This is a genomic window from Streptomyces sp. NPDC093801 (assembly GCF_040701585.1).
Taxonomy (GTDB): Bacteria; Actinomycetota; Actinomycetes; order Streptomycetales; family Streptomycetaceae; genus Streptomyces.
In genome coordinates, this window is record NZ_JBFBDP010000018.1 from 18,129 (window position 1) to 31,223 (window position 13,095).

9 protein-coding genes are annotated in these 13,095 nt (G+C 73.2%); all 9 read left to right on the forward strand.

From position 1 onward, the window contains the following. The first annotated feature begins 25 nt into the window (after positions 1-25). The 9 genes from AB0469_RS21525 to galE all read left to right on the forward strand — a co-directional run bounded on the left by AB0469_RS21525 (position 26) and on the right by galE (position 13,027). Positions 26-1,951 carry a TIGR03960 family B12-binding radical SAM protein gene (locus tag AB0469_RS21525; protein ID WP_366453027.1) on the forward strand — a complete coding sequence of 642 codons (1,926 nt, stop codon included), beginning with the start codon at positions 26-28 and terminating at the stop codon, positions 1,949-1,951. Between the two features lie 116 nt (positions 1,952-2,067). Beyond that, complete coding sequence (locus AB0469_RS21530; RefSeq protein ID WP_366453028.1) at positions 2,068-3,009, forward strand: hypothetical protein; 942 nt, start codon at positions 2,068-2,070, stop codon at positions 3,007-3,009. Positions 3,010-3,118: 109 nt separating this feature from the next. After that, entirely contained in the window at positions 3,119-3,898 is a 780-nt protein-coding gene (locus AB0469_RS21535) for a TIGR03936 family radical SAM-associated protein (protein ID WP_366453029.1), read from the forward strand. A 233-nt stretch (positions 3,899-4,131) separates the two neighbouring features. Further along, positions 4,132-7,794 (forward strand): Rne/Rng family ribonuclease, encoded by a 3,663-nt coding sequence (locus tag AB0469_RS21540; RefSeq protein WP_366453030.1) that lies wholly within the window; start codon positions 4,132-4,134, stop codon positions 7,792-7,794. A gap of 282 nt (positions 7,795-8,076) precedes the next feature. Continuing rightward, positions 8,077-8,397 (forward strand): 50S ribosomal protein L21, encoded by a 321-nt coding sequence (gene rplU / locus AB0469_RS21545; RefSeq protein WP_042812502.1) that lies wholly within the window; start codon positions 8,077-8,079, stop codon positions 8,395-8,397. A gap of 13 nt (positions 8,398-8,410) precedes the next feature. Further along, entirely contained in the window at positions 8,411-8,665 is a 255-nt protein-coding gene (rpmA, locus tag AB0469_RS21550) for a 50S ribosomal protein L27 (protein WP_007264038.1), read from the forward strand. A 170-nt stretch (positions 8,666-8,835) separates the two neighbouring features. Then, complete coding sequence (obgE, locus tag AB0469_RS21555) at positions 8,836-10,281, forward strand: GTPase ObgE (protein ID WP_042812503.1); 1,446 nt, start codon at positions 8,836-8,838, stop codon at positions 10,279-10,281. An 81-nt stretch (positions 10,282-10,362) separates the two neighbouring features. Further along, a complete protein-coding gene (locus tag AB0469_RS21560; protein WP_366453031.1) occupies positions 10,363-11,994 on the forward strand; it encodes a glycosyltransferase in 1,632 nt (543 codons plus the stop codon). A gap of 16 nt (positions 11,995-12,010) precedes the next feature. Beyond that, positions 12,011-13,027 carry a UDP-glucose 4-epimerase GalE gene (galE, locus tag AB0469_RS21565; protein ID WP_366453032.1) on the forward strand — a complete coding sequence of 339 codons (1,017 nt, stop codon included), beginning with the start codon at positions 12,011-12,013 and terminating at the stop codon, positions 13,025-13,027. Positions 13,028-13,095: the final 68 nt, after the last annotated feature.

A 13,095-nucleotide genomic window follows, 5' to 3' on the forward strand; every position in this document is an offset into this window, starting at 1 on the left:
CCCCTGCCCGCTTCACGAAAGTCGCGTGATGTCCGAGTCGGTCTTCCCACAGCTCGAAGCTCTGCTCCCGCATGTGCAGAAGCCCATCCAGTACGTCGGCGGTGAGCTGAACTCCACCGTCAAGGACTGGGACGCGTGTGACGTCCGATGGGCGCTCATGTACCCCGACGCGTACGAGGTGGGTCTGCCCAACCAGGGCGTCATGATCCTGTACGAGGTACTGAACGAGCGCGAGGGCGTCCTGGCCGAGCGCACCTACTCGGTGTGGCCGGACCTGGAAGCCCTGATGCGCGAGCACGAGGTGCCGCAGTTCACGGTCGACAGCCACCGCCCGGTCTCCGCCTTCGACGTGTTCGGCCTGTCCTTCTCCACGGAGCTGGGCTACACCAACATGCTCACGGCCCTCGACCTCGCGGGCATCCCGCTGGAGGCCAGGAACCGCACCGTCGACCACCCCATCGTCCTCGCGGGCGGCCACGCGGCCTTCAACCCCGAGCCGATCGCGGAGTTCATCGACGCGGCCGTCATCGGCGACGGCGAGCAGGCCGTCCTCGACATGACCGAGATCATCCGCACCTGGAAGGCCGAAGGCCGTCCGGGCGGCCGCGAGGAGGTCCTCCTCCGCCTCGCGAAGACCGGCAACATCTACGTCCCGGGCTTCTACGACGTGGAGTACCTGGAGGACGGCCGCATCGGCCGTGTCGTCCCGAACCGCTCCGGCGTGCCGTGGCGGGTCTCCAAGCACACCGTCATGGACCTCGACGAGTGGCCCTACCCCAAGCAGCCGCTGGTCCCGCTCGCCGAGACGGTCCACGAGCGGATGTCCGTCGAGATCTTCCGCGGCTGCACCCGCGGCTGCCGTTTCTGCCAGGCCGGCATGATCACGCGCCCCGTGCGGGAGCGAAGCATCACCGGCATCGGCGAGATGGTGGAGAAGGGCCTCAAGGCCACCGGCTTCGAAGAGGTCGGCCTGCTCTCCCTCTCCTCCGCGGACCACACCGAGATCGCGGACATCGCCAAGGGCCTCGCGGACCGCTACACGGACGACAAGATCGGCCTGTCGCTGCCCTCGACCCGTGTCGACGCCTTCAACGTGGACCTGGCCAACGAGCTGACCCGCAACGGTCGCCGCTCCGGCCTCACCTTCGCCCCCGAGGGCGGCTCCGAGCGCATGCGCAAGGTCATCAACAAGATGGTCTCGGAGGAGGACCTGATCCGCACCGTCGCCACCGCCTACGGCAACGGCTGGCGCCAGGTGAAGCTGTACTTCATGTGCGGCCTGCCGACGGAGACCGACGAGGACGTCCTCCAGATCGCCGACATGGCGATCAACGTCATCGCCAAGGGCCGCGAGGTCTCGGGCCAGAACGACATCCGCTGCACGGTGTCGATCGGCGGTTTCGTCCCGAAGCCGCACACCCCGTTCCAGTGGGCCCCCCAGCTCTCCGCCGAGGAGACCGACGCCCGCCTGGCGAAGCTGCGCGACAAGATCCGCGGCGACAAGAAGTACGGCCGCTCCATCGGCTTCCGCTACCACGACGGCAAGCCGGGCATCGTCGAGGGCCTGCTCTCGCGCGGCGACCGCCGCATCGGCGACGTCATCCGCGCCGTCTACGAGGACGGCGGCCGCTTCGACGGCTGGCGCGAGCACTTCTCGTACGACCGCTGGATGCAGGCGGCGGAGAAGACCCTGCCGGCGTACGGCGTGGACGTGGCCTGGTACACCACCCGCGAGCGCACCTACGAGGAGGTCCTCCCCTGGGACCACCTGGACTCCGGCCTGGACAAGGACTGGCTGTGGGAGGACTGGCAGGACGCCCTCGACGAGACCGAGGTCGAGGACTGCCGCTGGACCCCGTGCTTCGACTGCGGCGTGTGCCCGCAGATGGACACCCACATCCAGATCGGCCCCACCGGCAAGAAGCTGCTGCCGCTGTCGGTCGTGAAGTGATCTGACGTCCGCCCCGTGTGCCCCTCACCGGTTTCGGTGAGGGGCACACGTGCGTGAGCACGGCAATCGTCGGGGAGCGGCGCAACGGCTCGGCCCGGTCTGGTGTCCTTAGCGGCATGGAAATCGAGAAGCCGCAGGCCCCGCAGGGTGGCGACGGGTGTCTGGCGGGGGTCGTCAGGGTTCCCGTGAAGGTCGTGGCCGTGCTGGTGGTGCTGCCCGTGCGGGTGGTGTGGGACCTGGTCGCGGCCTGTGCGCGGGGACTGGGCCGGCACGTGCTCGCCCCGTTGGGGAACGGTCTCGGGTGGCTGTGCGTACGGCTGTGGCGGTACGTGCTGCGGCCGCTGGGTGCGGCCGTCTTCTACTGGCCCTGGGTCGGGCTGTGGCGGTACGCCGTCGCCCCGGTCGGGGGCGCGGTGTACCGGTACGTGCTGCGGCCCCTCGGGCTGGGGGCCGCCTGGGTGGTGCTGGGGTTCGTGCGGTACGTGCTCGCACCGGTGGGGACCGGGCTCGGGTGGGTGCTGCGGGACCTCGTCGCGCCGCCGCTCGCCTGGACGTACCGGCGGGTGCTGACCCCGCTCGGGCACGGGGTGCGGTGGCTGGTCCGGGGCGCCTGCCTGCTGGTGTTCGTCTGGCCCTGGGTGGGGCTGTGGCGGTACGGCGCCGTACCGCTCGGGCGCGGGGCCGGCTGGGTGCTGGTCCACGTGGTCGTCCCGCCGGCGGTCTTCCTCGGGCGGCACGTCCTCGTGCCCGCCTGGCACCTCGCCGGCCGGATCACCGCCGCCCTCGCACGCGGACTGCGGTGGCTGTGGCGCGGCTGCGTCGCCCGGCCCGCCGCCTGGGTCCACCGGCAGGTGGCCACCCCGGTCGGACACGCCCTGCGCCAGGTGTGGCGCACCTCCCGCGCCGCGGTGCGGGAGGCGCGCGCCGAGGTGCGGCGGGCGCTCTTCGGCGGGCCCGCCCGGGAACCGGCGAGGTCACGGGCGCGTACTCTGGGTAGTACGACAGCCGCCGACGCGGCACCCGCTGCCGAGATCTCCCTGCCCCAGCGGCGGGGGTGAGCCGGACGGGTCGACAGACCTCAGGGCGACGCGCGAGCCGCGACGCCCCGCACAAGGAGAAGAACCACTGGGCAAGCGACAGCCCGAAGGCCCGCCCCCCGCACCGGTGGTGCAGCGCATCCGACTGCGCTACACCAAGCGTGGCCGCCTCCGGTTCACCAGCCACCGAGACTTCCAGCGCGCCTTCGAGCGCGCCCTGCGCCGCGCCGAGGTGCCCATGGCGTACTCGGCCGGCTTCACCCCGCACCCGCGGGTCTCGTACGCGAACGCCGCGCCGACCGGCACCGGCAGCGAGGCCGAGTACCTGGAGATCGCCCTCGCCGCGCCGCGCGACCCCGAGACGCTGCGCAAGCTGCTCGACGAGTCGATGCCGCTCGGCCTGGACATCGTCGACGCCGTCGAGGCCCGCACCTCCGGGCTCGCGGACCGGCTCACCGCCTCCATCTGGGAACTGCGCCTGGAGGGCGTGGAACCCGCCGAGGCGCAGCGCGCGGTGGAGGCGTTCCTCGCCGCCGAGACGGTGGAGGTGCAGCGCCGCACCAAGAACGGGATGCGGACCTTCGACACCCGCGGCGCGGTCGTCAGCCTCGAGGCGCTTCCTGCCCAGGTTGATAGGCCGCTGGACAATGCCTGTGCGATACTGCGGCTGGTTGTTCGGCATTTGACACCTGCCGTGCGACCCGACGACGTCCTGTCCGGTCTTCACGCTGTGGCCGACCTGGCGCCGCCGGTCCCCGCTGCGGTGACCAGGCTGGCGCAGGGGCTCTTCGACGAGGAGTCCGGCACGGTGACCGACCCGCTCGCGCCCGACCGCGAGGCAGTCACGGCCGCCCCACCCACGGCCGCCGTGAACGCCGACGCGAAGGCGCCGGAAGGTCCCGCCGCGTAGGGATCGTCGTCGTCGCGCCGCCCTGGCACTCGGGAGCCACCTGGGTCGGGCAGCGCACAGACCTGAAGACTTCCGCCAGGCCGTACGACAAGACGTACGGAACCGGCGGCCATGGACTACAGCTCCCGTGTGGCGAACGCGCCCCGGAGGCCGGCTCCGCGCACCTCGTGCGGAGCCGTGCCGGACCGGACGTCAGCCGCGGCGCCCGGGAGCGTGACGGGAGAACCGCCCGCATGCTCGACAACGAGAACGAGAACACCCCCGCCGACAACGGCAGCCCCAGCGACAACCTGCCTCCGCGCAGGCGTCGCCGCGCGGCTTCCCGGCCGGCGGGCCCGCCCGGCGGTGCCGCCGCCGAGGCGCCCGCCGCCGAGGCCGCCGCCCCCGCGCCCGCCGTGGCCGAGGAGGCTCCGGCCGCTCCGGCTCCGCGTGCCCGTCGCCGTGCGACCCGTGCGGTCGCCGCTCCGGCCGCCGCCGCCGCTGCCGCCGAGCCGGCCGAGGCCGTCGTGGAGGCCGCCGCCGCGCCGGTCGTCGAGGAGGAGGCTGCGGCCGCTCCCGCCCCGCGCACCCGCCGCCGTGCCACCCGCGCGGTCGCCGCTCCGGCCGCCGCTGCCGCCGAGGCCGCCCCGGCCGCTGCGGAGGAGCCGGCCGAGGAGACCCCGGTCGTGGAGGAGGCCCCCAAGGCCGCCACCCGCGCCGTCACCGTCGCCGACGCCGTCGACGCCCCCAAGCGGGGCCGCCGCCGCGCCACCCGTGCCGCCGCTCCGGCCGCCGCCCCGGCGCAGCCCGAGGCCGCCGCCGAGCAGGAGGCGCCCGCCGCCCCGAACCGTGCCGCCCGCCGCGCCGCGCGTCCGGCCGTGCCCGTCTTCCAGGCCCCGGTCTTCGCCGAGCCGATGTTCCAGACCCCGGAGACCGCCGCCCTCGCCGCCGCGGCCGCTGCCGCCGCCGCCGAGGAGGCCGAGGAGGAAGAGGCCGAGGAAGAGGCCGGGGCCGCCGAGGTCCAGGCCCCCGTCGCCGCCCAGCCGGCCGGCCGCCGCCGTCGCCGTCGTGGCGCCGCCTCCGAGCCCGTGACCCTGGCCGACGTCGTGGCCGAGGCGGAGTCCGCCGAGGAGGAGCCGGAGGCCGAGGCCGCCGAGCTCGACGAGGAGGAGGGCGACGAGTCGGGCGACCGCCCCTCGCGCCGCCGTCGCCGTGGGGGCCGTCGCCGCCGTCGCGGTGAGGCCGCCGACCTCGACGAGTCCGCCGAGGAGGAGGCCGAGGCCGAGGCCGCCGACGAGGAGGCCGAGCAGGAAGAGGAAGAGGAGGCCGAGGAGGCCCTCGGTTCCTCCTCCAGCCGCCGTCGCCGCCGCCGTCGCCGCCGCAGCGGTGACGCCGCCGAGGTCGAGGCGGGCGAGGAGGACGGTGTCCGCACCGTCGTCAAGGTCCGCGAGCCGCGCCCGGCGCGCGAGAAGGCCGAGCCGTCCGACGAGGTCCAGTCCATCAAGGGCTCGACCCGCCTGGAGGCGAAGAAGCAGCGCCGCCGCGAGGGTCGCGAGCAGGGCCGCCGCCGCGTGCCGATCATCACCGAGGCCGAGTTCCTGGCCCGCCGTGAGGCCGTCGAGCGCGTGATGGTCGTCCGCCAGGCCGGCGAGCGCACCCAGATCGGCGTCCTCGAGGACAACGTGCTCGTCGAGCACTACGTCAACAAGGAAGAGGCCACCTCGTACGTCGGCAACGTCTACCTGGGCAAGGTCCAGAACGTGCTGCCGTCGATGGAGGCCGCCTTCATCGACATCGGCAAGGGCCGCAACGCCGTCCTGTACGCCGGCGAGGTCAACTTCGAGGCGCTCGGCATGGCCAACGGCCCGCGCCGCATCGAGTCCGCCCTCAAGTCCGGCCAGTCGGTCCTGGTGCAGGTCACCAAGGACCCGATCGGCCACAAGGGCGCCCGCCTGACCAGCCAGGTCTCGCTGCCCGGCCGCTACCTGGTCTACGTGCCCGAGGGCTCGATGACCGGCATCAGCCGCAAGCTGCCCGACACCGAGCGCGCGCGTCTGAAGACCATCCTCAAGAAGATCGTCCCCGAGGACGCGGGCGTCATCGTGCGCACCGCGGCCGAGGGCGCGAGCGAGGACGAGCTGCGCCGCGACGTCGAGCGTCTGCAGGCGCAGTGGGAGGACATCCAGAAGAAGTCGAAGCAGATCACGACTTCGTCGCCGAGCCTGCTGTACGGCGAGCCGGACATGACCGTCCGCGTCGTGCGCGACATCTTCAACGAGGACTTCTCCAAGGTCATCATCAGTGGTGACCAGGCGTGGGAGACCATCCACGGCTACGTGTCCCACGTGGCCCCGGACCTGGCCGACCGGCTGTCCCGCTGGACCTCCGAGGTGGACGTCTTCGCGACGTACCGGATCGACGAGCAGCTCGCCAAGGCGCTCGACCGCAAGGTGTGGCTGCCCTCGGGCGGCTCCCTGGTGATCGACAAGACCGAGGCGATGGTCGTCATCGACGTCAACACCGGCAAGTTCACCGGTCAGGGCGGCAACCTCGAGGAGACCGTCACCCGGAACAACCTGGAGGCGGCCGAGGAGATCGTGCGCCAGCTGCGGCTGCGCGACCTGGGCGGCATCGTCGTCATCGACTTCATCGACATGGTCCTGGAGTCCAACCGCGACCTGGTCCTGCGGCGGATGCTGGAGTGCCTGGGCCGCGACCGCACCAAGCACCAGGTGGCCGAGGTCACCTCGCTGGGCCTGGTCCAGATGACCCGCAAGCGGGTGGGCCAGGGCCTGCTGGAGTCCTTCTCCGAGACCTGCGTCCACTGCAACGGCCGCGGTGTCATCGTCCACATGGACACCCCGGCCGCGGTCGGCGGCGGCGGCAACGGCAAGCGCGCCAAGCGCCGCGGCGGCCGCGCCCCGGAGCACGAGCACGAGCTGGAGACGGTCGAGACCGTCGAGGCCGAGGTGTTCGAGGCCGAGACCGAGGCGGAGGTGGCCGCCGAGGCCGCCGCGCCGCGGGCGCTGCCGGAGCCGGAGTTCGTCCCGGGCGAGGAGCTGTACAGCAGCCCGGCCGAGGCCGAGGCCGCGGCGGGCATCAGCGGGCGCCGCAACCGTCGCCGCGCCACCCGCAAGGCGACCGCTCCGGCGGGCGCCCCGCGCGGTGGTGAGCGGCAGGCCGCCCCGGCGCCGGTGACCCCGGCCGTCGTGGACGAGCCGGTCACCGAGCCCGCCGACACGGTGCTGGAGCCGGCCGGGGAGGTCGTCGCCGAGGCGGTGGAGGCCGTGGAGACGGTCGAGGCCGCTCCGGTCGAGGCCGCTGCGGTGGCCGAGGAGGCCGCGCCGAAGGGCCGTACCCGTCGCCGGGCGACCCGCAAGGCCACCGCCCCGGCCCCCGAGCCGGTCGTGGAGGCCGTGGTCGAGGCGGAGCCCGAGCCGGAGCCGGCCGTGGAGGCCGCCGCCGAGCCCGAGCCGGTCGTCGAGGCCGTGGTCGAGCCCGAGCCGGTCGTCGAGCCCGAGCCGGTCGTGGAGGCCGCCCCGGTGCGTCCGCGCCGCCGTGCCGTCCGCAAGGCCACCGCACCGGCCGGTGCGGCGGAGGCCGCCGTCGTGGTCGTCGAGGCCCCCGCGGCCGAGACCGCCGCTCCGGCCGAGCCCGAGGCGGCGGCCGAGCCCGCCGTCGAGGCGGACGCCGAGGCCGAGGCCCCGGCGCCGGCCAAGAAGGCCACCCGCAAGGCTCCGGCCAAGAAGGCGGCCACGGCGAAGAAGGCCCCCGCCAAGAAGGCGGCGGCCGCGAAGAAGACCGCCGCGAAGAAGACGACGACGGTCAAGAAAACCGCCGCGAAGCGGGCGACGAAGAAGACCGCGGCGGCGGAGCAGCAGACCCCGCCGTCCGTCTCGGCTCCGGCCGAGGCCTGATCGACGCCCTGTCCGTGGGGCCCCGCCGAAGGGTGGGGCCCCACGGGCGCGCGAGGCCCGGTTTGACCCTCCGGAACCGGCCCCGTAACCTAGACCGTCGGCGTGTCCTGAACGTTTACCGTGCAGCGCGCGCCGCGCTCCTGAGCACCTTCCTCCCGCACCCTCCGCGCAAGCGGACGGGACACGGGAGAGGCCGCTCGTCCATTCCGGATCACCGTGGGCCCCGGCCCGCGTGAGCGGCTGGCTTCAGGAGTATCCGCCCCGAGTGAGAGAGAGATCCGCGTGTACGCCATCGTGCGCAGCGGTGGTCGCCAGCACAAGGTTGCTGTCGGCGACATCGTTGAGGTTGACAAGATTTCCACTGCCAAGGTTGGCGACACGGTCGAGCTCTCGACCCTGCTCGTTGTCGACGGCGACGCCGTGACCAGCGACCCGTGGGTCCTGGCGGGCATCAAGGTCCAGGCCGAGGTCGTGGACCACCACAAGGGTGCCAAGATCGACATCCTGCGCTACAAGAACAAGACCGGCTACCGCCGTCGCCAGGGTCACCGTCAGCAGTACACGGCGATCAAGGTCACCGGTATCCCCGCGGCTGCGAAGTAAGAGGGACTGAGACATGGCACACAAGAAGGGCGCATCGTCCACCCGGAACGGGCGCGATTCCAATGCTCAGCGGCTCGGCGTGAAGCGCTTCGGCGGTCAGGTCGTTTCCGCCGGCGAGATCCTCGTCCGCCAGCGCGGCACCCACTTCCACCCGGGTGCGGGTGTCGGTCGCGGTGGCGACGACACGCTGTTCGCGCTGCTGCCGGGTGCGGTGCAGTTCGGTACGCACCGTGGCCGCAAGGTCGTCAACATCGTTCCGGCCGCCTGATCCAGCTCCTGCTGAGTCACACGCGTTCGTAACAGCCCGAGGGCGGATCTCAACTCTTCCCGGCGCATGCCGGGAAGAGAGGTCCGCCCTCGGCGCGTTGTCACATAGACACGTTTAATGGGCAGCAAGGCCTGTCCGGGACATTCCCGTAAGTATCTGGAGGAACACCCATGACCACCTTCGTGGACCGCGTCGAGCTGCACGTCGCCGCGGGTAACGGAGGCCACGGCTGCGCCTCCGTTCACCGGGAGAAGTTCAAGCCCCTCGGCGGACCCGACGGCGGCAACGGCGGCCGTGGCGGTGACGTCATCCTGGTGGTGGAGCAGGCGATCACCACCCTGCTGGACTACCACCACAGCCCGCACCGCAAGGCCACCAACGGCAAGCCCGGCGAGGGCGGAAACCGCTCCGGCAAGGACGGCCAGGACCTCGTCCTTCCCGTGCCGGACGGCACCGTCGTCCTCGACAAGCAGGGCAACGTCCTCGCCGACCTCGTCGGCCAGGGCACCACGTACGTGGCCGCCCAGGGCGGCCGCGGCGGCCTCGGCAACGCCGCGCTGGCCTCCGCCCGCCGCAAGGCGCCCGGCTTCGCCCTCCTCGGCGAGCCCGGCGACAGCGGCGACGTCGTCCTGGAGCTGAAGACCGTCGCCGACGTGGCGCTCGTCGGCTTCCCCAGCGCCGGCAAGTCCTCGCTGATCTCGGTGCTCTCCGCCGCCAAGCCGAAGATCGCGGACTACCCCTTCACCACCCTCGTCCCGAACCTGGGCGTGGTCACCGCCGGCTCGACCGTCTACACGATCGCCGACGTCCCGGGCCTGATCCCCGGCGCCAGCCAGGGCAAGGGCCTCGGCCTTGAGTTCCTGCGCCACGTCGAGCGCTGCTCGGTCCTCGTGCACGTCCTGGACACCGCCACCCTGGAGTCGGACCGCGACCCGGTCGGCGACCTCGACCTCATCGAGGAGGAGCTCAAGCTCTACGGCGGCGGCCTGGAGAAGCGCCCCCGCCTCGTCGTGCTGAACAAGGTCGACATCCCGGACGGCCAGGACCTCGCCGAGATGGTCCGTCCGGACCTGGAGGCCCGCGGCTACAAGGTGTTCGAGGTCTCCGCGGTCGCCCGTACGGGCCTCAAGGAGCTCTCCTACTTCCTCGCCGAGGTCGTGGCCAAGGCGCGCGCCCGTACGCCCAAGCAGGAGGCGACCCGCATCGTCATCCGCCCGAAGGCCGTGGACGACACCGGCTTCACCGTCACCTACGACGAGGTGGAGGACGTGTACCGGGTGCGCGGCGAGAAGCCGGAGCGCTGGGTGCGCCAGACCGACTTCAACAACGACGAGGCCGTCGGCTACCTGGCCGACCGGCTCAACCGCCTCGGTGTCGAGGACGCGCTGAAGAAGGCCGGTGCCAAGGCCGGCGACGGCGTCGCCATCGGCTCCGAGGACAACGCGGTCGTCTTCGACTGGGAGCCGACCATGATGGCCGGCGCCGAGATGCTGGGCCGCCGCGGTGAGGACCACCGCATGGAGGCACCGCGTCCGGCGACGCAGCGCCGCAAGGAGAAGGAAGCCCGGCGCGGCGACGCCGCCCAGCAGGAGTACGACGAGTTCCGTCCCTTCTGATCCGTCCCCTCCGGGCCGGCCGTGGGGGTCCGTCGCGGCGGATTGAGGCCGGCCTTACGCCGTTCGCCTAGGATCCTGCGGGTGAGCAGCAGCAATTCCAGCAGTGACACCCCCTCGGTGTCCGTGGTCGTGATCGCGTACAACGACGCCGGGCTCGTGGGCGAGGCCGTCTCCTCGGCCCTCGCCCAGGGCCCGGTGGTCGCCGAGGTCATCGCGGTCGACGACGCCTCTTCGGACGCGACCGCGCGGGTCCTGGACGAGCTGTCCGCGGCCCACCCGCGCCTGAAGGTCATCCACCGCAGGGAGAACAGCGGCGGCTGCGGCACCCCGCGCAACGACGGGATCTCCGCCGCGACCTCCCCGTACGTCCTCTTCCTGGACAGCGACGACGTCCTGCCGCCGGGCGCGGCCGAGGCCCTGGTCCGTGCGGCCGAGGAGCACCGCGCCCCCGTCACCGTCGGCGCGTGCGTCCGGCGCGAGCTGCCGGAGGGCCGCGACGTGCCGTGGATGCCCGGGCTCTACACGCCGGGCGAGGTCGTCGAGCGGCCCGCCGACCGGCCCGAGCTGGTCCGCGACACCCTCTGCGTCAACAAGCTGTACGCGCGCGCCTTCCTGGACGAGCACGGCATCCGCTTCCCCGACGGCCGGTTCGTCTACGAGGACTTCGTCTTCACCTCCCGCGTCCTGGCCGCCGCCCCCCGCATCGCGGTCGTCGGCGACCTCGTCTACGTGTGGCACGTGCGCCGGAGCGCCGCCCAGGTGTCCATCTCCCTGGACCGCAAGGACATCGGGAACTGGAGCTCCCGCGTCGAGGCCCACCGCACCGCCGCCGGCATCCTCGGTGCCGCCTCCCCGGAGCTGGGGCACGCCTGCCGGGTGAAGTTCCTCGACTACGACCTGCGCATGTACCTGCGCGAGCTCGGCAAGGACCCCGGCTACCGGGCCGCCTGGTGGACCCTGACGCGCGACTACCTGGCCGGCTTCGACACGGCCGACCTCGACGCGGCCCCCGCCCGCGCCCGCTGGACCGCCCGCGTGCTGCTGGCCTCCGAGGCCCCGCCCGCCGACGTCGAGCGGCTGATGACCGGCCCCGCCGCCGAGCCCGCCCGGCTGCTGCCCCCGTACGCCGCGGACGCCGCCGGGGAGCCGGTGTGGAGCCGGGAGCTGCCGGTCCCGCTGGACGGGCTCGCCGCCCTGCCCGTCGCCGAGCTCCCCCTGACCGTCGACGCCCGGCCCGCCGGGGGAGCGGCGGTCCGGGTCCGGGTGCGCGACCTGTACGGGCGGCTCGCCGCGGCCGGCCCGCTGACCGTCCGGCTGAGCTTCCTGCCCCGCACCGGCGGAGACCCCGTCCTGGTGCGCCCGGCGGAGCTGCGGCCCGCCGCCGACGGGGACGGCTGGACCGCCGAGGTCCCGTTCAGGCTCGCCTCGCTGGCCGCCGAGGGTCGCCGCAGGGGCCTGCGCGGCATGCAGGCCTGGGACGTCCGGGCGGGCGTGGACTGCGCCGACGGGAGCTCCCCGGTCACCTCGCTGCGCCCCCTGGGCGGACTGCTCCGCCGCAGGGCCCTGCCGAGCAGCCGGTACGGTGTTCTGCTGGCGCAGCCCTACCGCACGGCCTCCGGCGCGCTCGCGCTGCGCCTCGCGCCCGGTGCCGGCGGCGCGCTGACCTTCGTACGCAACCGCCTCGACCGCGCCCGCACGCGCAGGTCACGCTAGAGCTCGGGAGACACGCATGACGTTTCTGATCACCGGTGGCGCCGGATACATCGGCGCGCACGTCGTCCGCGCGATGCTGCTCGCAGGGCAGAAGGTCGTGGTCTTCGACGACCTGTCCACGGGCCGCGAGGACCGCGTACCGGAGGGCGTGCCCCTGGTGACGGCCTCGGTGCTGGACCGCAAGGCCCTGGACGAGGCCCTCGCCAAGCACAAGATCACCGGCGTGGTGCACCTGGCGGGCAAGAAGCAGGTCGGCGAGTCCGTCGAGAAGCCGCTGTACTACTACCACGAGAACGTGGAGGGCCTCCAGGTCCTGCTCGCGGCGGTGGCCCGGGCCGGCATCCGCAACTTCCTCTTCTCCTCCTCCGCCTCGGTGTACGGGATGCCCGACGTGGACTCGGTCACCGAGGAGACCCCCTGCCGGCCGCTGAGCCCGTACGGCGAGACCAAGCTGGCCGGCGAGTGGCTGGTCCGGGCCGCGGGCAGGGCCCACGGCATTTCCACGGCCTGCCTGCGCTACTTCAACGTGGCGGGCGCGGCCGCTCCCGAGCTCGCGGACACCGGGGTCTTCAACCTGGTCCCGATGGTCTTCGAGCGCTACGACGCCGGCGAGGGCGCCCGGATCTTCGGGGACGACTACCCGACCCCCGACGGCACCTGCATCCGCGACTACATCCACGTCGAGGACCTGGCGGACGCCCACGTGGTGGCGGCCCGCAGGCTCGCCGAGTGGGGCGCGGCGGGCGAGTACAAGGACCTCACGGTCAACATCGGGCGCGGCGAGGGCGTCTCCGTGAAGGAGATGGTCGAGCTGCTGAACGAGGGCACCGGCCACACGTACGCGCCGGTGGTCACCCCGCGCCGTCCCGGCGACCCGGCGAAGGTCGTGGCCTCGGCCGACCGGATCGCCGCGGAGCTGGGCTGGAAGGCGCGGCACGACGTCCGCGAGATGATCAGCTCGGCCTGGGCGGGCTGGGAGGCCAACCGCGGGGGCGCGGGCCGCGACCGCAGCAAGGACGCCCACACGGTCTGACGCCGCTCCGCCGCGCACGCAGCCGCCCGCCCCGGAAACAGGTCCGGGGCGGGCGGCTGCGTGCGGTG

Bases quoted from the DNA above. Each gene is read 5' to 3' on its own strand.
- AB0469_RS21540 (WP_366453030.1), top strand. From the start codon at position 4,132: ATGCTCGACAACGAGAACGAGAACACCCCCGCCGACAACGGCAGCCCC.
- AB0469_RS21530 (WP_366453028.1), top strand. From the start codon at position 2,068: ATGGAAATCGAGAAGCCGCAGGCCCCGCAGGGTGGCGACGGGTGTCTG.
- rpmA (WP_007264038.1), top strand. From the start codon at position 8,411: ATGGCACACAAGAAGGGCGCATCGTCCACCCGGAACGGGCGCGATTCC.
- galE (WP_366453032.1), top strand. From the start codon at position 12,011: ATGACGTTTCTGATCACCGGTGGCGCCGGATACATCGGCGCGCACGTC.
- obgE (WP_042812503.1), top strand. From the start codon at position 8,836: ATGACCACCTTCGTGGACCGCGTCGAGCTGCACGTCGCCGCGGGTAAC.